The following is a 21,412-nucleotide window of genomic DNA, read 5'->3' as shown; positions in this document are numbered from 1 at the left end:
GTAAGTCCTCAAAATGAGAACTTACGGTAAAAAAAATATTAGTATTTTAATTTCTGAATTGCAGTAATTTGTCCGCCTTCCACTTTCATACCTTTTGTAGCAACAGCAGTTGTACCGTTGATAGAGTAAATCCAGTTTCCGTCAGGAGTATTGATACCTACAATTGCAGAGCTTCCATCTTCTGAAGTGATGTTGTAACGGCTAGTTACAGAAGTTAAAGTTGCTGGAGCATTTGTTACCCAAGTAAATGTTTGGTTGTAAACATCTGCGATAGCCATTTTAACTGCACCATTGTTTTTTCCAACATTTCCGTACATTAACAATAAGAATTTACCTTTTGAAATGTAGCTTGTAGAAGAGATTTTGTAGCCACCCGATTTTTCTTGAACATTGAAGAAATACGTTTTATCAAATTCTGTTGTTCCTTTTTTAATTCTAACAACCGCTGAAGGTTTTGTAGAAGTTAAAACTGCATTACTTGTCGCGATAGCTCCAGAGAAACCGTAAGCATCTCCATTTTCATCTTGGAATAATCCGTTTGTAAAATAAGCTCCTAAATAACTTGTACGGTTATCTTTGATTACTTTTTCTAATTTAAGTTCTGGATAGTTGTAAACCGCAACCCAAGTACTATCTGGATTTACAGTTCCGAAGTTATCAACTCCATCTCCTTTAATACTCATGTAAGGCATATACACTTTGTCTCCAACTTGAGTTGCCCAAGTAAAGAAAGCTCTTTCTCCGTTTTTAGCCAATACTTTAGTGTCTTGTTGCGCTTCACCAGTAATAAGCGATTTTTCAGCATCAATCTTGTACATTGAAGCGATAGAAGCGCCACTTCTTGGAACTTTAATTGTTAAGATATCTTTGTTTACAGCAGCAAATACGTGTACTGTTTCTGCTTGAAAATCAGATTTTTTAACTAGTTTTCCTTCTGCATTTAAGTTATAAGTTGTTACAGCTCCAGGGTTTCCTTGTCCGTAAAGCAAACTGAAGAAGTTATTTTGTGCCGTAATGTAGTAACGGTATGTTCCGTCTTGCTCTAAACCATTTCCAGTTGTTGTGATAGAACCTGTAGAAACATCGTCTGCAGTCAATAAATAATCTGCAATTCCTGCAGCTCCTGTAGTTGCAGTAATTATATATTTAGTTTTTCCTGTATCAGATCCTCCGCCAGATTCTCCTCCTGAATTATCAGAATCACTGCTGCAAGAAAAAGCTGTAAAAGCTAAAACAGCTGATAATAACGCTAATGTGGTACTTTTTTTCATTGTATTATAGTATTTATATTAAAATTTATTTATTTGATTTACTGAAATAATATCTCAATTTGATATAAAAAGCTCTACTTGGTTTTTGCAAAGAGAAATTGTCGTAAAGCTTATTATCTAAGAAATTTTTACACTCAAAAGCAATGTTGTATTTTCCGTTTGCCATCGTGTAAACAGCATTTAAATCGTGGCTAAACTGCTGAGGGATTTCCAATTTGCTGTCTTTGCTTCCCATACTTGGCCATGATAAATAGTAGGTATGAACATAAAGCAGGTTATAACCAACTGATAAATTGTTTCCTTTTTTCCATAAGTTATTAAAGAACATTGTGGCATCGGCATTTCCAAAAAGAAAAGGCATGTTTGGAATTCTGTCTTTATAAAATGGAGATACATAATTTTGATTTGGCTCATATTCGGTCATATTTCGAATATTCTGATACGTTGTATTAACACCAGCTGTAAAACGATTTCCGTAAGAATATCTAATTTCTCCATCAATACCATAATTTGTCACTTTTCCTTGGTTGACATTGGTAGTCATGGTTTGATTATTATTTAAAGTCGGACGAATGAAATCTGTTGCATTTCTATGTAAAAGATTGACATCAAACGATAATGCATTTTTTTCGTTAAAACTGGTCTGATAACTTGCTCCAATATTAAAATTGTTACTTGTTTCAGGTCTTAAAGAAAGATTTCCTTCTAAATTATCGTTTACATTTCCGAAGATTTCTTCTGGACTCGGAAGTCTGTATGTTTTTTCATAAGACGCTTTTACCTGAAGATTACGTTTTAAATAGTAGCTTGTTGCACCACCATATCCTGTTGTAGAAGTATTATCAACATATTTTTGATAAGCAATATCACCAGCATTTCCAGAAGGATTATAACTTCTTGAATAAGTAGTTTTTAACGAGTAATCTTTAATAAATACAGAAGTACTCCACTTTGTGTTGAAATCTAATTTATATCCTAATCCTAAAACATTTTTCTGTGTTTTCTTAGGCTGTTTATAAACCAAAGATTCTGGAACCAACTCATCACTTTCTTTACGGTCAAAGGTATTGAACGTGTTATTAAGCATGAAAGAGTGTCTTTCGTTTAATGTATAAGTCGCATTGGCAGTTGCCACTCCATTGTTGTTGTAGAATTTACGTAAAGTACGGCTTCTCTCTCCTCCTGTTCCAGCATATTCTTTATAATCGCCAAACCAGTTATATCTTCTAAAAACTGTATCTATATTTTGCTCGTATCCAAAATTGTAATTTCCGGTAACATTTACATTTAAGCCTTTTGTAAATAAATCTTTTACTTGATATTTAATTGTAGGCATCACAATGCTTCCTTTTCTATAAATCTTACCAAATACACTCACCATTCTGGCACCTGTCTGAATATCTGCTTGGTTTTCGCCACCTGTAAAACCAATCATCAATTTATCAGCGTATTTTTTTCCAGTAACACCGATATTAAAAATTACAGTTTCGTTGCGGTATTTATCATGAAAACGTCTTACTCTTTGATTTGGAAAATAAGCTCCCGTATTCAAATCGGCTACGTCGACATTTACCCAATAATTGTTATCTGAATAATTCTGAAAAGCATTAATCTCTGTTGTGAAACCACTTTTTGCCGTATATCCAGCATTAAGACTTGAACGATGCGTATTAAATGATCCAAAAGAATAAGAAGCGTCGATATAAGTTCTAGGCTTACTGCTTGTAACAATATTGATAGCTCCACCTAAAGCATCTCCACCTAACCAAATTGGCACAACTCCTTTGTAAACTTCTACTCGATCTGCAAGATTGACTGGAATATTATTCATTTGAAAAGAAGAACCAAAATTATCCATTGGCACTCCATCAATAAAAACTTTAATCTGATTACCTGCGAATCCATTGATTGAAAGTTCTGATCTAGAACCAACTCCACCAGATTCCCTATTACGAACTCCAGAAACACGATCTAGAGCATGAGATAAATCTAAAGTTGAATTATGTAGTTTTTTAGCATCAATTGCGGTTACGCTGTAAGCTTGTTTATTTACTTTCTCAGTTTGTGTTCTTCCGAGAACGGTAACACTTTCTAATTCTTGCGATTCGGTTTCCATTTTAACTGGAATATTCAAATTACCTGAAATTTCGATTTGCTTTTTATAAACTGCAAAACCGATCGCAGAAATTTTTAAAGTGTGTTTTCCTGTTGGTACATTTTTAAAATTATAATTTCCATTTTCATCTGAAATTACACTTAAACCCGTTTTTTCGATAATAATTGTTGCGTAAGGAATTGTTTGACCAGAATTTTCAACAACCTGTCCAGACACTGTAAAACCTTGATTTTGCTGGGAAAACGAGAAGAACGTGATAAGAAGAAATAAACTGGAAAATAATTTTTTTTGAGTTGACATATCTTTAATTAGACTAATTATAAATAACTTTGCTGCAAAAGTACCATCAACGTCTTAAAAAAAGATAGGGAAAAACGGATTATTATTTTGTAAAAACGGATTAAATTTTGAAAATCGAAGCCACACTTTTAACACCAGAAACCCCAATAATAAAAATTAAAATTGGAGATAAATATTACCCCAAAAGCACTTTAACAGAAGAAAACATCAATATTGAAAACAGTGATGCAGAAAAAATCATCAGTCGGCATTTAATAACCGAAGGTCTGGTTTTATTGGATACTCAGATGTATTTCTCGACTTCTAAAACCGTTATTTTTGAAATTGATGAAGAATCTGTTGTCATGAATTTTATTTACAGCAGTAATGTAGAAACTAAAATTGAAGATTTAGAAGGAGAAAAATACTCTAAAGAAAATACACACAATATTTTTTACACAGACAATTTTAAAGCATCTTTTACTATTCCGCCTTTTACGCAAATTAATTATTTATCCATAATTCTTTCTAAAGAGTTTTATTACAATATAATTAATGAAGATTGGCAGCTTCATGAAAAATTCTCAAGAAACATTTTAAATAAAAAATCAAGTTATTTAACTTCGAAATATCTTCCTTTTACACCTGCAATACAATGGGTTACGCACGAAATAAAAAACTGTACAAGACAAGGCGCTCTCAAACGGATTTACATAGAAAGCAAGATTAAAGAGCTTTTAATTTATCAGCTTGAAACCCTAAATACTAAACCTTCAGTACAAGAAAATATTGACGAGGAAGATTACACAAAATTATTAGAAGCAAAAAAAATACTAGACAACGATTATCGAAACACACCTACTCTACCCGAACTTTCAAGACTAATTTCGTTAAACGAGTTCAAATTAAAAAAAGGATTTAAAGCCTGTTTTGGCACAACTGTCAAAAGCTATATCATAAAGCTCAGAATGGAACAAGCCAAAGAGTTATTTCAAAATAAAAAGGCAACAGTAAGCGAAGTAGCTTATAAATGCGGTTACAAAGATGTTTCTCATTTTTCGGCTGCTTTCAAAAGCTATTATGGGTTTTCGCCTCAAAAATTCAAACTTAATACCAACTTCCTGCAATTCTGGCTAATCGGACTTTCACTTTTATTCTAAAAAAAAAAGGGTTTTAAAATTTCGTCCGTCGACTTAATCTTAAAACCCTTAAAAATTCGACATTAATGTATATTGCAAACTTATACAATTACCCACGATCAAATGAATATGTCTGAATCAATTCTAAAAAAATGTTTCTCCAAAAACAGTATAAAAATTTAAAATGACATCCAAAAAGGCAAAGAATGCCACGGTTTTTAAATTTTTACAGGACAAAATTATAAGCAGAAAAAGATATTACCTTACGGTTTTCCTCATCTTTATGTTAAAAAATCACATGATAAAAGTTAATCAATTGCTGTACAAAACATTACACCAACAACTTTAACAAAACTTTAGAGAAAGTGTAATCGGTGAATTCTGATAAAACACAATAGGATCAAAAAAATAAACGCTTTTCTTGTTCTAGATTAAGTTTGATTAGATCAATCCTTTCTATTTTTGTTCTGATGATTTTAACTTAGAAATGTTGTATCTTTTTCACTTAAACTGGATATTATGAAAACTCTAGAATTTTTATTGCTCGGAAAAAACGAAGCTATTTTGGCCATTTTACTACGTCTTGTCAATGCAGATGAAAACTGGAATGCAGTTGCTTTTAACAATGAAAAAGAAGCCCAGAATTACTTTGAAAATAATAAGATAGACATTGTTCTTTTGAGTTCTGGTATCGAAGATCATATTGAAAAAGAGTTCACTTCTTTTTGCATAAAAAATCAGCCAGATGTTGAAGTAATTGAACATTTTGGCGGCGGAAGCGGTTTATTGAAATCCGAAATTTTACACCGCTTACATTTGAAAGGAAAGCTTTAAATTTGTAATTCAAAGTCCTAAAAATGGAAAAAACGTATTCGGTTGTATTTTATTCTAAAACGGTTGTTGAACCAGTTAAAAAACTAAAAGATTTTTTAAAAAGCAAAATAGATTGGTACAACAGCTGCAATTCTGAAGCACATATTACAATTTGCGAATTTATTATTGATGAATCTCAACTTGACACTATCAAACAAAAGCTTTCTAAAATTGCTGATACTTTTACGCCCTTTGAAGTTTCTTTAGATCACTTTGATTCTTTCCCAAATGCCGGAGCTTTTTTTATTGGTGTAAACAAGGATTCTACAAATAATCTTGTTCCAATTATGAAAAAAATTCATGAAACTTTAAAATCTCTAAAACTAAAAAAAAGTGATAATCCGCATATGTCAATTGGAAGGCGATTGACTCCCGAAAATCTTAAAATAGCTTCTGAACTTTTTACCACAATCCATCTTCAATTTGACTGTAATGAAATTGTTTTAAGAGAATTTGATCCAATAAAAAAACAGTTTTTTGTAATTGATGCAATTCCTTTTGGCAATAATCCTGAACCTGAATTTGTACAGGGAAGTTTGTTTTAACCGCAAAGAGCGCAAAGATATACGCAAAGTTCGCAAAGATTTTACACAAAGGTTTGCGAACTTTGCGTTTTCTATAGGCTTCTAAATCAAAAAACCTTGCTTTCTTTGCGGTTAAACTCACAAAGCTTATTTTTTTGTATATTTGATTTTTACAATTCACAAATATGAAATCTCTAGATTCATTTTACAAAGACATAACAGAAGGCTCAACCGTTGAACCTAATTCTTTACTGCCAAATGATATTCAGAAAGAAATCGGGCATTTTAATGTTTTTGATATAAAAGAACTTCTGGAACGTCTAAAAGGAAAACCCGGAATGCCTTATGATAGAAGAGCTTATTATAAAATAAGTTTAATTCGAGGTCACAATAAAGCCGAATATGCAGATAAAATAATCGAAATAGAAAAACAAGGATTACTGTTTGCAACACCAAAAATTCCGTACAATTATTTGCCGCAAGACACCAATCAATCTGGGCAGTTTTGTGTTTTTACAAGCGAATTTTTATCTAAAAATAAAAGTGGAATTGATTTGGATGAACTTCCAATTTTCGCTTCAGATGGTTACCCTATTTTTCAATTATCAGATCAAGAAGTTGAGGAAATTGCTTTGATTTTCAATAAAATACAAAGAGAAATTAACTCTGATTATATTTATAAATATGATTTAATTCGAAATTATGTTGCTGAATTAATTCACTTTGGACAAAAATTACAACCTATAACCGCTTTATATTCTAAACACAATTCGGCAGCGCGAGTTTCTTCTTTATTTGCAGAATTATTAGAAAGACAATTTCCAATAGAATCTCCAAATCAAAGATTAGAGCTGAGAACTGCCAAAGATTTCGCGGAAAGATTATCGGTTCACGTAAATCATTTAAATAAAGTTTTAAAGGAAAATACCGGAAAAACCACAACCGAATTAATCAGCACAAGATTAACAAACGAAGCCAAAATTCTTTTAAAACAGACCGATTGGAATATTTCTGAAATCGCATATTCTCTTGGTTTCGAAGAATTAGCGCATTTTTCTAATTTCTTTAAAAAGCAAACTTCTTTTACACCGATTGCTTTTAGGAGTTAGATATTTTAGATTGCAGATTGCAGATTTTAGATTACTACACAAAGTTTGTCTTCCTGAGCGAAGTCGAAGGATCTCATGCTAAATCCATACAGTACGTTCTACTTTGCGTGTCCTTCCACTTATCTCGGGAGGACATAAAATGAGAATCAAGGCAATGCTGTTTTTATTGATATTGTAATTGATATTTAATTCTGATTTGAATTTCGCAAACATCGGTTTGATATTTACAACTTCCCGTTTCTACTTCCATCCTACCTTTGTCTTATCAATTTAAAAGATCGAAAAGATGAATTTATCAAACAATAAAATTTTAATAACTGGAGGTGCAAGTGGTATCGGACTTGGACTTACCGAACGATTTATTCAGGAAAATAATACCGTAATTATCTGCGGAAGAAGAGAAACTGTTTTAAATGACGTTAAAGCAAAATTTCCTTCAGTAATTACAAAAGTATGCGACCTTTCTAAAGAAGAAGACCGCACTGCGCTTTATGAATGGATTGCAGCAAATCATCCTGATTTAAATGCTTTAGTAAACAATGCAGGAATTCAAAACTGGATTTCAGTAAGTGATGAAAATTTCTACGAAAGTATGAAAGCTGAATTAAGTACAAATATTGAAGCTCCTTTACATTTAACTTCCTTATTTATTCAATTAAAATCGCTTAAAACGGTAATGAATGTTACTTCTGGATTGGCATTTTCGCCTTTTGCTAAAGTTCCGGTTTATTCGGCTACAAAAGCATTCTTTAGATCGTTTACGCTTTCACTTCGTCATTTATTAAAAGAAAAAAATATTGAAGTGATCGAGATTATTCCACCAGCTTTAAACACAGATTTGGGCGGAATAGGTTTGCATGACGCACATCCAAGCGTAAGCAGTTTTATTGAATCTATTTTTGAACAATTAAAAGAAGGAAAACAAGAACTGACTTTTGGAACAAGCGAAACCAGATTAAACGCAAGCGCAGAAGAATTGAGAAATCATTTTAATGCAATGCACTCTAATTAAGTAAAATGTTGAATGTGAGATGTGAAATGCAATAAGACATTTGTCTTTTTAAAACCCGAAAACATGACAAAAAATTTCACATCCACATTTTTACAATTAACAATTAACAATTAACAATTCATAATTGAAAAAGATGGCAGTAAATACAAAAATAGCTCTTGTTACAGGCGGTAGCAGAGGTTTAGGAAAAAATATGGCAATTGCGATTGCAAAAAAAGGAATCGACGTACTTATCACTTACAACAGCAAAAAAGAAGAAGCTGATTTAGTGGTAAAAGAAATCAAAAGTTTAGGTCAGAAAGCGGCTTCACTACAATTAAATGTTGCTGAATCTGGAACTTTTGATGCATTTTTTAACGAAGTAGAATCAACTTTAAAAAGCACTTTTAAAACCGATAAATTCGACTATCTAATAAACAATGCAGGAATCGGAATTCACAATTCTTTCATAGGAACAACTGAAGCTGAATTTGATCAATTGACTAATATTCAGTTTAAAGGTCCGTTTTTCTTAACTCAAAAAGGATTGAACGTAATGAATGACGGCGGCGGAATTGTAAATATTTCTACTGGTTTAGCAAGATTTTCATTCCCTGGTTATGCGGCTTACGCATCTATGAAAGGCGCGATTGAAACTTTAACAAAATATCAAGCAAAAGAACTTGGAGCAAGAAAAATCAGAGTAAATGTGGTAGCTCCCGGAGCAATCGAAACAGATTTTGGAGGCGGAGTAGTTCGTGACAATGAACAAATGAACCAGCAAATTGCTTCTGTAACAGCCTTAGGAAGAGTTGGTTTGCCAGATGATATTGGCGGAGTTGTTGCCTTTTTATGTACAGAAGATGCACGCTGGATAAATGCTCAAAGAATTGAAGCTTCTGGCGGAATGATGCTGTAAAGAGGTTTCAAGTTTCAAGTTTCAGGTTTCAGGTTTAACCGCAAAGAACGCTAGGGGATTACGCAAGGTTTTTTACATAAAGCTTTGCGAACTTTGCGTTTATATATCATAAAGCTTAGAAAAAACCTTGCGCACTTTGCGGTTAAAACACACAAAGAATATCAACTTGAAACTTCAAACTTGAAACCTGAAACAAAAAAACACAAAACAAAACCCGATAAGTAACCAAAAACTCATCGGGTTTGTCGTTTCAAATAATATTTGAATTAGTAAGCTGTTTTAATTCTTTTCAATAGAGACATCAAAACCTCCATCTTTATCAAAAACAACATCATAAAATTTGGTGTCTTTTGTCACCCCAACTTCATAAGTCGTTTTGTTTTTATCGTCTACAACCATTGCAACTTCTCGAATTGCTTTCGGCGTATAATTCTTTTTTAAATAAGCTTGTGCTTTTGGCGGTAACTGGCTAAACGTAATCTGCAATTCATACGCTTTCATGTTTCCTAAATTATCATAAATCGCAACCGCTTTAGTTGTATTGGTAACATTGTATTTCGCCTCAAAACGAATTTCATCTTCATCATCCCCCACATATTCTTCAGACCAAACGGGCACTTTTCCAGGATATTCTTTCCCAAAAGCAAATTTCACCTTTTCTGGCGGCGTAATTACTTTTTTCATATTTGTTCCTTCTTGTGCAAGTAAAAAACTGCTGCATAAAAAAGTAAAAGCTAAAAACACGTTTTTCATGGTCTTATTTTTAAAATTAAACTTCAAACAACGTATTAAATTTACTACTTTTTTATTAAGAATAAATGAAGTGTCTCAATATTTTTTTGAACGTTTGGAAACCGATTTAATTACAACTTTGAACTCGTAAAATTATAATTCAAGCTTTTTTAAGCGATCTGTTAATTCTCTTTTATAGGTAATCCCTATTGGAATTCTTTCGTTTTTAATAACTACAAAATCTTTCTCTGTAGCATCAATTTTGTCCAATGCAACAATGTAAGATTTATGAATTCGCATAAAGCTTTTTTCTGGAAGGCATTTCTCAAATTCAGTTGTTGTAATGGATGCCAAATAAGTTCGTTTTGTTGTATGGAGTTTCACATAATTTCCAAAACTTTGGGCAAACAAAAGTTGATCTAATTCTATTTCAATAAAATAACCATCGACTTTTACACTTACGGAATTGATGACCGCTTCTTCTGCTTTTTTTACATTTTCTGTTGCAAAAAAACGATCAATTGCTTTTAGAAATCGTGGAAAATAAATGGGTTTCAGCAAATAATCAATTACACCGTAATCGTAACTTTCCAAAGCAAATTCAGAATAAGCCGTTGTCAGAATTGTTTTTGGATGAGTCGGAAGAATCTTTAGTAATTCCATTCCAGAAATTTCAGGCATATTAATGTCTAAAAACATTAAATCGACTGGATTTTCTCGGAGATAATTCATCGCTTCAATTCCATTATATCCTTGAAAAACCAATTCCAATTGCGGATTTTGTTTGATGTAATTCGCTAAAACATAATGCGCCGCGGGTTCATCATCTACAATTATGCATTTCTTTGTTTCTTTCATCCTACAAACTTTTTAAGTTGTATTTCTAAATCAACAATATAAGTCTGTTTATCGTCTTGAATGTCTAATTTATAATCTTTTCCATAAATTAAATTCAAACGTTCAATCGTATTTTTTAAACCGATTTTGGTAGAAATAACATCATTTTTCTTCGGAATTGAATTCGTAACATGAAGACTTAATATTCCGTTTTCAACTTTAATATTAATTTTCACAAAACAATTTTCAATTGCACAAGTTCCATGTTTAAAGGCATTTTCTATAAATGCAATTAATAACATTGGCGAAATTTTATACGTATAATCTTTATCTACTGTACTCTCAAAAGTTATATCGCAACGATAACCAACACGCTCTTTTTCAAGCTGCACATAACTGTTTATAAATTCGAGTTCGTCTTCTAAAGAAACACATTGTTTGCTGTTACTTTCTAATTGATAACGCATTAACTGCGACACTTTCATAATTAAATCTGGTGTTCTGTCTGGAAATTCAAGGCTTATTCCGTAAAGTGTATTAAATGTATTGAACAAAAAATGCGGATTTAATTGTCCTTTCAATGAATTCAATTGCATTTGATTGAACAATAAAGCCGCATCGGTTTGTTTTCTGTGAATACGATAAAACTTAAATACAATAATCGGACTCAGAATGCAGACCAAAGTTCCTAAAACACTTGCCAATTGGTAGGCATAACTTCTTTGATGTGAGTTTTGATACAAATGACATTTTGCAAACATATCCAGCATTGTAATTTCATACAAAATGACCGAGAATACAAAAACACCAAAAAACGTTAAAATTATATAAGTAAAAGGTTTGTTTGCTTTGAATAAAATAGGAAGGAGAAAAAAGCGGTTAAATTGGGCATGCATGTATAAAATGCAATAGAAAAATACCCCCATTAAAATCGAAATGAATGAACTAAACAACATCCAATCATTTTTTAAGGTATAAATCGTAAAGGAAAAAAGGACAACGGCAACTTCTTGCCACCATTTGTTATCCAATATGTTATCAATCTTTTTGTTCATTCTTAATTTTGAAATAGGTTACAAAGTACGAACAAATATTTAATTATTTTTTTCAAAAAATGACCAATTCAATTCGTCATTTACTAGTGCAGTACATCACTAAACATGACTTTTATCAGTGTAAGAGAAATAAATTTGTTTCATCAAAAACATTTTATATCACACCTTGAGTTTATGTATTTCAAAAAAATTACCATTTTATTTTTATTGATTTTTGCCTCAATCGGTTACGCTCAAACCCTGTCTTTAAAAGAAGCCATAAAAACAGGACTTGAAAACTACGGTTCTATCCGAGCAAAAAACAATTACACCAATGCATCAAAAGAGACTCTAAAACAATCTCGCCGTGATTATCTGCCGAACCTAAATTTGTCGGCACAGCAAGATTACGGAACCGTAAACGGACAAAACGGACCGCTTTATGGTTTTGGAGGTTTAGGAGTTGCTTCATCAGGTTTACCTCTTCCTGAACAAAACTGGAATTCGGCGTTTGGTGCGCTTTATCTAGTCAACATGAACTGGGATTTTTTCACCTTCGGAAAAACACAGGAAAAAATCAATTTATCTAAAATTGATGTTCAGGCCAAAGAAAAAGATTTACAGCAAGAAAAATTCCAGCAGGAAATTAAAATTTCGGCTGCTTATTTAAATCTTTTAGCGAGCCAGAGATTATTGATTTCTCAGCAAAAGAATTTAGACCGTGCAGAAGTTTTCAAAAAGACTGCTGCAGCGAGAGTTAAAAACGGATTATTGGCAGGAGTAGATTCTACTTTGGCAACCGCAGAAGTTTCTAAAGCTAAAATCGCTTTAAACCTTGCTAGAAACTTCGTTAAAGAACAAAACAACAAATTAGTCGATTTAATGGGCGTTGCGCCGCAGGATTTTGTTACAGATACTTTATTTGTAACGCAGATTCCGAAAGAGTTAATTCAAGGAAATGCTGCAAACGATAGTCTTCATCCGTTATTGCAATTGTATAAAACGAAAATCGATTACAGCAATCAGCAAGTTAAATTATACAAGCGTTTTTATTACCCAACAATGAGTGCTTTTGGTGTTTTACAAACCAGAGCTTCGGGATTTGACAATACTTATGCCTCAGACCAAACTGCATTTAGCAGAAACTATTGGGATGGCGTAAATCCAGATCGCACCAATTACTTAATTGGCGTTGGAATTACATGGAATTTAACCACGCCTTTTAGATCAAGTAAACAAGTAAGTGCTCAAAAGTTTGTTTCTCAAGCTTTGCAAGAAGAATACAATCAGGCAGATAGAGAATTGAAATCGCAATTGAATTTTGCCGAAGATAAGATCAAAATTACGCTAGAAAATTATGCCGAAGCGCCGATTCAGGTTGATGCGGCAAAAAGAGCTTACATTCAGAAATCGACTTTATACAAAAACGGTTTAACCGATTTAACCGATTTAACACAAACGATGTATGTTTTAAATCGTGCCGAAATCGATCGTGATATTGTCAACAATAATGTATGGCAGTCGTTCTTGCTGAAAGTAGCCGCAACGGGCAATTTTGACTTATTTATAAATGAATTTTAATTATAGATCCAAATGAATTTAATACGTTTTGCACTCCGCAAACCCATTTCCATTTTAGTATTGGTTGCGGGTCTATTTTTCTTCGGAATTGGTGCCATCAAAGACATTAAGGTAGATATTCTGCCAAAAATGAATTTGCCGGTTATCTATATTGCGCATCCGTTTGGAGGTTATACACCAGACCAGATGGAGGCTTATTTTGCCAAAAACTACGTGAATGTTTTACCTTTTTCGAATGGTATCAAATCGGTAGAAACCAAAAATATTCAGGGGTTAATGATTATGAAATTAACCTATTATGAAGGAACGAACATGGCTCAGGCTGCTGCCGAGTTAAGTGCGCTTTCCAACAGAATCCAAGCGGCTTTTCCTCCGGGAACTCAACCACCATTTATCATTCGTTTTGATGCTTCTTCGCTTCCAATTGGACAATTGGTTTTGAGCAGTAAAATACGTTCAAACAACGAACTGCAGGATTTAGCCAACGTTTATGTTCGTGCTTCGTTTACTGCAATTCCAGGATTATTATCTCCAGCTCCTTTCGGCGGAAGCCCAAGAACTATTGAGGTAAACGTAGATCCAGATTTATTGCGTTCTCATAATATGACGCCAGACCAGATTGTTGATGCGATTCGTTTGAACAATCAAACAGCTCCATCTGGAAACGTGCGTATGGGCGACAAAAACTATATTACGCCAACTAATAATACGATTAAAGAAGTTAAAGATTTTGAGCAGATTCCGTTATTCAAAGGCGGTGTTCAGAACTTAAAACTGGGCGATGTTGCATCTGTAAAAGATGGTGCCGATATTACGGCAGGTTATGCTTTGGTAAACGGAAAACGTTCAGTTTACATTAGTATCGCAAAAGCGGGAGATGCTTCGACTTGGGATGTGGTTCAGAAATTGAAAAAAGAGCTTCCTAAAATTCAAAGCACGCTTCCTGAAGATGTAAACATAACGTATGAATTTGACCAATCGGTTTATGTAATCAACTCGGTTAAAAGTTTGATTACTGAGGGAATTATTGGTGCGGTTTTAACAGGATTAATGGTTTTATTATTCTTGGGTGACCGTCGTGCCGCTTTAATCGTAATTATGACGATTCCGATTTCGATTATTTCTGGGGTTTTATTCCTGAAATTATTCGGACAGACGATCAACTTAATGTCTCTATCAGGATTGGCATTGGCGATTGGTATTTTGGTGGATGAAAGTACGGTAACGATCGAAAACATTCACCAACATCTCGACATGGGAAAACCCAAGGCACTCGCCATTTGGGACGCCTGTCAGGAAATTGCTTTACCAAAATTATTGATCTTACTTTGTATTTTAGCCGTATTTGCACCAGCATTTACCATGGTCGGAATTCCTGGAGCGTTGTTCTTGCCTTTGGCTTTAGCAATTGGTTTCTCAATGGTAATTTCATTCTTGCTTTCGCAGACATTTGTTCCTGTAATGGCAAACTGGATGATGAAAGGACATGAAAAACACGCACATGGACCAGAAATTACAGATGACGAAGCCGAGTTTAATGATAGCGGTTTAACACCTGAATCGGAACAAAATCTAATTACTCAGAAAAAAGGTTATGTAGAAAGAGAAGACACCAATAATAACGGAAAAATTAGTGTCTTCGAACGTTTCAAAATTCGTTTTATGCGAACTTTAGATCGTTTGTTTGTTCATAAAAAAGCAACGACTATTATCTATTTAAGTGGATCGATTCTTTTGGCTGTTTTGTTTATTGGTTTTATCGGAAAAGATGTTTTCCCGAGAACAAATTCAAGTCAGTTTCAGTTGAGAATGCGCGCGGTTGACGGAACGCGTTTGGAAAGAACTGAAGAACAAGCTAGAATTGTTTTAAAAGAATTGGAAAAAATGGTCGGCAAAGATCATATCGGAATCACATCCGTATATGTTGGTCAGCACCCTTCTCTATTCTCGATCAACCCGATTTATTTGTTTATGGCAGGTTCTCACGAAGCGGTTTTCCAAGTGAGTTTGAAAGACTATCATGAAGATATGGACGATTTTAAAGATGAGTTTAGAGCAAGACTTAAAAAAGTACTGCCAGTCACTAAACTTTCTTTTGAGCCAATCGAATTGACCGATAAAGTTTTAAGCCAAGGTTCTCCTACTCCAATTGAGATTCGAGTTGCAGGAAAAGACAAAAAGCGAAACGAATTGTACGCGACTCAAATTGTAGACAAGCTAAAAGCAATTTCGTATTTCAGAGATGTGCAGATTGGTCAGCCAATTCATTATCCAGCAATGAATATTGACATTGACAGAACCCGTGCGGCTGAATTAGGCGTTGATATGAATGATATTTCGCGTTCGCTTGTGGCTTCGACCTCATCTTCTCGTTATACCGAAAAAAATAACTGGGTTGATGAAAAAGCAGGATTATCGTATTCTGTTCAGGTTCAAGTGCCTTTAAACAAAATGAAAAGCAAAACCGATATTGGAGAAATTCCAGTATTAAAAAACTCGCTTCGTCCTGTTTTAAGTGACGTTGCCAAAATTACACCGGGCTTTGTAAGCGGTGAAAATGACAATTTAGGAGCCATGCCATACATTACCGTTACAGCAAACATCTACCAAACCGATTTAGGTACGGCTACAAAAGATGTGGGCAAAACAATTAGTTCTTTAGGCGAATTACCTCGTGGTTTGTTTATTACGCCAATTGGGCTAAGTACTGTATTGACCGAAACATTAAGCAGTTTGCAAACAGGATTATTGGTTGCCATTTTTGTAATCTTCTTAATGTTGGCTGCTAATTTCCAATCGTTTAAAGTTTCGCTGGTTATTTTAACGACAGTTCCTGCGGTAGTTTTAGGATCTTTATTAATGCTGACAATTACAGGTTCTACATTAAATTTACAATCGTATATGGGAATCATCATGTCGGTTGGGGTTTCTATTGCCAACGCCGTTTTATTGGTTACGAATGCCGAACAGCTTCGAAAAATAAACGGAAATGCCTTAGAATCTGCGCGTGAAGCAGCTGCATTGCGTCTTCGTCCGATTATCATGACTTCGGTTGCGATGATTGCGGGAATGTTACCAATGGCAATTGGACACGGCGAAGGAGGCGATCAAGTTTCTCCGTTAGGAAGAGCGGTTATTGGCGGATTATTATTTTCTACTTTTGCCGTATTATTAATCCTTCCGCAGATATTTGCGTGGGCACAAGAAAAAACATCGACACAATCTGTTTCTTTAGATCCTGAAGACGAAGAAAGTATCCATTATATCTCATCATTGAATAAGTCGAAAGTCTAAAGTCATAAAGTCGAAAGTTATAAACCGCTGGGTATATTTTTTTTTAACACATAGAAACATAGATTTTAATTTTAAATAAAAAAAGGTAAAAGAAAAAACTAGTTTTCACACATAGTTATGTTTATTTAAAAGAGTGAAACGCCTAATATGCACAAAGAAAAGCTATGTATCTATGTGTTAAAAAAATTACACTTAACAGTTAAAACATATTTATCATATAAAACCAAAAAATGAAAAATAACATTATAAAATCTACAGCAATACTATTTACAGCTTTAGTTGTACTAAGCTGTGAAAAGAAAAAAGAAGAACCTGCGAAAGCGGAAATCGAACCTAAAGTAGAAACTTTCGCTCTAGCGAAAGAAAAACTAACAACAGAATTGCGTTTACCAGCTGAATTAACAGGTTTCCAACAAGTTGATTTGTATGCAAAAGTGAGCAGTTTCGTAAAACTATTGAAAGTTGATATTGGTACGAAAGTAAAAAAAGGACAGCTTTTGATTGTTTTAGAAGCACCAGAAATCAGTTCGCAATTGGCTGCAGCCGAATCGAGATTGAAATCTATGGAAGCGATTTACGCAACCAGCAAAAGTACGTACAACCGTTTGTACGAAACGAGCAAGGTTGAAGGAACAATTTCTAAAAACGATTTAGAAATGGCAAGCGGGAAAAAGAATTCTGATTACGCACAATACCAAGCAGCAATTGCAGCGCACAAAGAAATCTCGATTATGAGAGGTTATCTAGAAATTCGCGCTCCTTTTGACGGTGTTGTAGCGGCTAGAAATGTAAATTTAGGAACATTTGTTGGCCCAGCAGGAAAAGGTTCAGATTTGCCTTTATTAACGATTCAGGAACAAAGTAAATTGCGTTTGGCGGTTTCTGTTCCAGAATTATACACAGGATATTTGCACCCAGGCGACGAAATGAGTTTTAATGTAAAATCGTTACCAGAAACCTTTACAGCAAAAATTACCAGAATGTCTGGCGCTTTAGATTTAAAATTACGTTCTGAAAGAGTTGAAATGGACGTTCACAACACCAAAGGAAATTTATTGCCTGGAATGGTTGCCGAAGTTTTATTACCGCTTAACGCGAAAGACAGCACGTTTGTAGTGCCAAAATCGGCAGTAGTGAATTCTGCGGAAGGTTTATATGTAGTGAAAGTAGTAAACCACAAAGCCACAAGAGTTGACATTAAAAAAGGAAGAGAAATCGAAGATAAAATCGAAATTTTCGGCGATTTGACTCCAAACGATAAACTGGTAAAAATTGCCAGCGAAGAAACTAAGGAAGGCGATGTCATAAACGAATAACCTGCGTTTAGTCTTCAATTTAGTGATTACCAAAAACTGTACGCATTCTTAGGAATGTAAATTTAAAAATTTGCCTTAACAGCTCTCATTAATTTGGGAGCTGTTTTTTTATGTAAACAAGTAAAAATACTTGATTTTTTAGATTGCAAAATTAATATTTTTGACATCCACATCTTTTTAAATAAAAATATACCATGACTGTAACTTTAGAAGAAATCAAAATAGCGTATAATAAATTAAAGACTTATATATATTACGATAATACAGAACTGTTTTTAAGAGAAAAACTTGTTGAATTTGAAACTGATACTTCTAAAGAACTTTTCGGTATTAATTGGGGCATCTCACCTCAATATGCCGATTTAGATAAAATCGATGATATTTTCGCAAATAAGGAAACTAATATTAATGACAACATCAATCTAAAACTAAAAAAACTTACCGAAGAAATAAATAATTTCAGTATTGATAATGATTTTTTCAAGTTATTATTTGATAAAATTGGTGTAAAGCTTTTTCCAAAGAAAATTTTTAGACAACCTGAAGAGGAGAATTTTATAACAAACAAAAAAATTCATCAAAACTATGAAATAGAAAAAATAACGGCATTTATTGATTTGCCTTTAGAACTTCATATTATTTCTGTATTATGGATAAATAGATTTGGGATTAACTTTGACAAAGATTTATTACACGAATGTAAAGGAAATAGATTGTTATTGAATAAAGAAAAATCTAACACTATAAACAATTCATCTCTTTTTAAACCTTATTTTACTCAATATCAAAAATGGCGTGACGAATCCATTATTGTTGCTCAAAATCTAATTAACAATGGAAAAAATGCTTTGTTTATTAATTTAGATATTAAAGATTATTTTCATTCGTGTCGAATTGATTTAAATAGATATTTCCCCGATAACAATGACGAAGATAAAGACAATATAAATATAATACTTCGCATAATTCACAAAGAATATTCATCCTTAATAAGTAAAAAATACAAATTTTTAATTAACTCTCCTGAAGATTTAGAAGATAAGTCAATTATTCCAATTGGACTATTAAGCTCTTATGTAATAGCAAATCATTATCTAGATGATTTTGATAAAATTATAGTTAATAAATTTAAACCAGCTTACTATGGAAGATATGTTGATGATATTTTGATAGTTCTTGCTGAACCCAATATTGATCATTATTCTAAAGGTGTTTACGAGAAATATACATTCGATTTTACTAAATATTCATTAGATAATAAAATCGAAAAAGATATAACATTTACAAAAATTGAGAAATACATACTTCAAACTTTACATCCATTATTAAAGGTTTTACCATCCAAAGATGGAAATATTATTAAAATAGATGAATATGATAATCTTATTTGTCAATCTCAAAAAACTTTGATGTATTATTTTGACGCATCTGAATCAGATCTTGTTATCGATAAATTAAAACAGGAACTTGACTTCAAATCGAGCGAATTTAAAGATCTTCCAGATGATAATGATGGATTAGGAGAATTTGATAAAAACGCTTTTTATTTAAATTACACGGATTCTGAAGGTAAAGTTAGGACTTTAAAAGACTACAAAGAAAACAGATATGGATTAACTGTTTATCTAACAAATAAAATTCTAGGAGCTACTAAACATAAGCAACACGTTTCTTCAGAAGAAATTGAAAAATTTTTAAAATTATTTAAAGGTCAAAATGTAATTGAATTTTATCGACTTTGGGAAAAAATATTTACATATCTATTAGTAAATGAAAAACCGGAAGAATATGTTAACTTTTATTTTAACTGCGTTGATGAAGTACTAAAAATTACTCTTCTTCATAAAAACTTTTCTAGAACTAAAATTAAAGCAGAATATGTAAGGGATACTCTGCTTAAATTTTTAGATGTTTCTCATGAATTAGTTTTATCTCTAAATCCAAACTTTTTAAAACAGAATAAAAAAGTTTTAAAAAATTTTGAATATCGTTCAAATCAACTTGAAGCAGATTATTTCAATTTCTTTTTTAATCAAATTACTCGTCCTGATTCATTTTGGTCTATGCGTTATAGGAAAACAAATATGCTACGTCATCATTATGTTTCTATTCCTTTATTAAATTTTACACGTGAAAGTTATAATACTAAAATAAATTTATTAAGTTTAAATTTTGATGTTGCCAAATATAGTATTGATTCTTCTTTAATTAAAAATTCTCCTAGACCAGTTAAATTTTGGGAATGTACCATTTCACAATTGTTTAGTGATTTAAAACTTAAAGCTCCTAAAGCACAAAATGACATAATAAATATAGCCGATAGCTTTCAGTCTGGTCATTTTTTAGATAAAGCATTCAAAAGATTTAAAAGAGCTAATAGCAATCATCAATCAGTTAACACATTTGAAGACACAATTGATAAATATCAAGATAAATTTTACAAAATTACACAACCACAAAGCAAAAATGATATTCTTTTAGAAGTAGCATCCAATAACAGTGAAAGAAAAAATCAACCCACAATAGGTGTTGCAAATACGTATGTTGATGAAAAAAATATTATACACGGTTTAAGAAATGATCCCAACATCTCTAATGATAGATATCAAAAACTTGTTAGATTTTTAAAAGAAACTAGAAAAAATAGAGCTGATATTGTAGCGTTTCCTGAATTTTTCATACCAATCGAAATTTTTTCGAGTTTGGTTCGATATTCCGAAAAAAATCAAACTTTATTAGTTACTGGGCTTGAACATATAACAGTTAATAATCTTTCATTTAATTTTGTTGCGACAATTATGCCAATCGAAATTAATGGTTATAAAGATGCAACCGTTGTGTTCAGATTAAAAAATCATTATGCGCCAATTGAAGAATTATTGATTAAAGGAAATCATTATAGAATCCCTAAACCTTCAAAATATCGTTATCATATATTTAACTGGAAAAATATTTATTTTTCAGTTTCATACTGTTTTGAATTAGCAAATATTGCACATCGAAGCCTACTAAAAAGCAAAATAGATCTTTTGTTTGCAATCGAGTACAATCAAGATCTAAATTATTTTTCAAATTTAGTGGAATCAGTAAGTAGAGATTTACACTGTTATGTGGTTCAAGTTAATTCTAGCCATTTTGGAGATACAAGAATCACTCAGCCTACTCAAAGTTATAATGTGGATATTGTAAATCTAAAAGGAGGTGAAAATAATGTTACTGTTTTAGGAACAATAGATATTGCCAAATTACGAGAATTTCAAAGAAAAAAATTTAGTTTATCAAGAACTGACAAAACCTTTAAACCTTTACCTCCAGACTTCGATCATGATCAAGTTATAAAGAGAATTAAGAATAAATAATCCAATATAATATTAATAACAAAACCTCGATTCTTAAA

General features: G+C 32.5%; 15 protein-coding genes. 10 read left to right on the top strand and 5 right to left on the bottom strand.

What is annotated here, in order from left to right; all coding sequences use genetic code 11:
- Positions 1-38: 38 nt before the first annotated feature.
- Positions 39-1,271 carry a DUF4374 domain-containing protein gene (locus tag P0R33_RS19185; RefSeq protein ID WP_276172774.1) on the bottom strand — a complete coding sequence of 411 codons (1,233 nt, stop codon included), beginning with the start codon at positions 1,269-1,271 and terminating at the stop codon, positions 39-41.
- Between the two features lie 25 nt (positions 1,272-1,296).
- Positions 1,297-3,687, bottom strand: coding sequence for a TonB-dependent receptor (locus tag P0R33_RS19180; protein WP_276172773.1), 2,391 nt, complete (start codon positions 3,685-3,687; stop codon positions 1,297-1,299).
- Positions 3,688-3,794: 107 nt separating this feature from the next.
- Here P0R33_RS19180 and P0R33_RS19175 point away from each other — a divergent pair, with 107 nt between their 5' ends.
- The 6 genes from P0R33_RS19175 (at position 3,795) to P0R33_RS19150 (ending at position 9,221) form a co-directional block, all read left to right on the top strand.
- Positions 3,795-4,826, top strand: coding sequence for an AraC family transcriptional regulator (locus P0R33_RS19175; RefSeq protein ID WP_276172772.1), 1,032 nt, complete (start codon positions 3,795-3,797; stop codon positions 4,824-4,826).
- A 498-nt stretch (positions 4,827-5,324) separates the two neighbouring features.
- Entirely contained in the window at positions 5,325-5,639 is a 315-nt protein-coding gene (locus P0R33_RS19170; protein ID WP_276172771.1) for a hypothetical protein, read from the top strand.
- Between the two features lie 23 nt (positions 5,640-5,662).
- Positions 5,663-6,223 (top strand): 2'-5' RNA ligase family protein, encoded by a 561-nt coding sequence (locus P0R33_RS19165; RefSeq protein WP_276172770.1) that lies wholly within the window; start codon positions 5,663-5,665, stop codon positions 6,221-6,223.
- Between the two features lie 164 nt (positions 6,224-6,387).
- The gene (locus tag P0R33_RS19160) at positions 6,388-7,311 is read left to right on the top strand and encodes an AraC family transcriptional regulator (RefSeq protein ID WP_276172769.1); all 924 of its coding nucleotides are present in this window, start codon (positions 6,388-6,390) and stop codon (positions 7,309-7,311) included.
- Between the two features lie 286 nt (positions 7,312-7,597).
- The gene (locus tag P0R33_RS19155) at positions 7,598-8,323 is read left to right on the top strand and encodes an SDR family NAD(P)-dependent oxidoreductase (protein ID WP_276172768.1); all 726 of its coding nucleotides are present in this window, start codon (positions 7,598-7,600) and stop codon (positions 8,321-8,323) included.
- A gap of 133 nt (positions 8,324-8,456) precedes the next feature.
- On the top strand, positions 8,457-9,221 hold the full coding sequence (locus P0R33_RS19150) for an SDR family oxidoreductase (protein WP_276172767.1): 765 nt from the start codon (positions 8,457-8,459) through the stop codon (positions 9,219-9,221).
- 279 nt (positions 9,222-9,500) lie between these two features.
- Here the strand turns inward: P0R33_RS19150 and P0R33_RS19145 are convergent, their stop codons facing one another.
- The 3 genes from P0R33_RS19145 to P0R33_RS19135 all read right to left on the bottom strand — a co-directional run bounded on the left by P0R33_RS19145 (position 9,501) and on the right by P0R33_RS19135 (position 11,845).
- Positions 9,501-9,974 (bottom strand): hypothetical protein, encoded by a 474-nt coding sequence (locus tag P0R33_RS19145; RefSeq protein ID WP_276172766.1) that lies wholly within the window; start codon positions 9,972-9,974, stop codon positions 9,501-9,503.
- A 132-nt stretch (positions 9,975-10,106) separates the two neighbouring features.
- A complete protein-coding gene (locus P0R33_RS19140; RefSeq protein WP_276172765.1) occupies positions 10,107-10,811 on the bottom strand; it encodes a response regulator transcription factor in 705 nt (234 codons plus the stop codon).
- The gene (locus tag P0R33_RS19135) at positions 10,808-11,845 is read right to left on the bottom strand and encodes a histidine kinase (RefSeq protein ID WP_276172764.1); all 1,038 of its coding nucleotides are present in this window, start codon (positions 11,843-11,845) and stop codon (positions 10,808-10,810) included. The genes P0R33_RS19140 and P0R33_RS19135 overlap by 4 nt, the downstream gene beginning before the upstream one ends.
- 174 nt (positions 11,846-12,019) lie before the next feature.
- Here P0R33_RS19135 and P0R33_RS19130 point away from each other — a divergent pair, with 174 nt between their 5' ends.
- The 4 genes from P0R33_RS19130 to P0R33_RS19115 all read left to right on the top strand — a co-directional run bounded on the left by P0R33_RS19130 (position 12,020) and on the right by P0R33_RS19115 (position 21,374).
- A complete protein-coding gene (locus P0R33_RS19130; RefSeq protein ID WP_276172763.1) occupies positions 12,020-13,405 on the top strand; it encodes a TolC family protein in 1,386 nt (461 codons plus the stop codon).
- 12 nt (positions 13,406-13,417) lie between these two features.
- Positions 13,418-16,699 (top strand): efflux RND transporter permease subunit, encoded by a 3,282-nt coding sequence (locus P0R33_RS19125; protein ID WP_276172762.1) that lies wholly within the window; start codon positions 13,418-13,420, stop codon positions 16,697-16,699.
- 230 nt (positions 16,700-16,929) lie between these two features.
- Entirely contained in the window at positions 16,930-18,015 is a 1,086-nt protein-coding gene (locus tag P0R33_RS19120) for an efflux RND transporter periplasmic adaptor subunit (protein WP_276172761.1), read from the top strand.
- Positions 18,016-18,209: 194 nt separating this feature from the next.
- On the top strand, positions 18,210-21,374 hold the full coding sequence (locus P0R33_RS19115; RefSeq protein WP_276172760.1) for a reverse transcriptase domain-containing protein: 3,165 nt from the start codon (positions 18,210-18,212) through the stop codon (positions 21,372-21,374).
- Positions 21,375-21,412 lie beyond the last annotated feature (38 nt).

It is taken from the genome of Flavobacterium sp. YJ01 (genome assembly GCF_029320955.1).
GTDB lineage: Bacteria > Bacteroidota > Bacteroidia > Flavobacteriales > Flavobacteriaceae > Flavobacterium.
This window is presented reverse-complemented; position numbering and strand designations above follow the sequence as displayed.

Coding starts and splice junctions, on each gene's coding strand:
- P0R33_RS19185 (WP_276172774.1), bottom strand. CDS start 1,271: ATGAAAAAAAGTACCACATTAGCGTTATTATCAGCTGTTTTAGCTTTT.
- P0R33_RS19180 (WP_276172773.1), bottom strand. CDS start 3,687: ATGTCAACTCAAAAAAAATTATTTTCCAGTTTATTTCTTCTTATCACG.
- P0R33_RS19170 (WP_276172771.1), top strand. CDS start 5,325: ATGAAAACTCTAGAATTTTTATTGCTCGGAAAAAACGAAGCTATTTTG.
- P0R33_RS19165 (WP_276172770.1), top strand. CDS start 5,663: ATGGAAAAAACGTATTCGGTTGTATTTTATTCTAAAACGGTTGTTGAA.
- P0R33_RS19160 (WP_276172769.1), top strand. CDS start 6,388: ATGAAATCTCTAGATTCATTTTACAAAGACATAACAGAAGGCTCAACC.
- P0R33_RS19155 (WP_276172768.1), top strand. CDS start 7,598: ATGAATTTATCAAACAATAAAATTTTAATAACTGGAGGTGCAAGTGGT.
- P0R33_RS19150 (WP_276172767.1), top strand. CDS start 8,457: ATGGCAGTAAATACAAAAATAGCTCTTGTTACAGGCGGTAGCAGAGGT.
- P0R33_RS19145 (WP_276172766.1), bottom strand. CDS start 9,974: ATGAAAAACGTGTTTTTAGCTTTTACTTTTTTATGCAGCAGTTTTTTA.
- P0R33_RS19140 (WP_276172765.1), bottom strand. CDS start 10,811: ATGAAAGAAACAAAGAAATGCATAATTGTAGATGATGAACCCGCGGCG.
- P0R33_RS19135 (WP_276172764.1), bottom strand. CDS start 11,845: ATGAACAAAAAGATTGATAACATATTGGATAACAAATGGTGGCAAGAA.
- P0R33_RS19130 (WP_276172763.1), top strand. CDS start 12,020: ATGTATTTCAAAAAAATTACCATTTTATTTTTATTGATTTTTGCCTCA.
- P0R33_RS19125 (WP_276172762.1), top strand. CDS start 13,418: ATGAATTTAATACGTTTTGCACTCCGCAAACCCATTTCCATTTTAGTA.
- P0R33_RS19120 (WP_276172761.1), top strand. CDS start 16,930: ATGAAAAATAACATTATAAAATCTACAGCAATACTATTTACAGCTTTA.
- P0R33_RS19115 (WP_276172760.1), top strand. CDS start 18,210: ATGACTGTAACTTTAGAAGAAATCAAAATAGCGTATAATAAATTAAAG.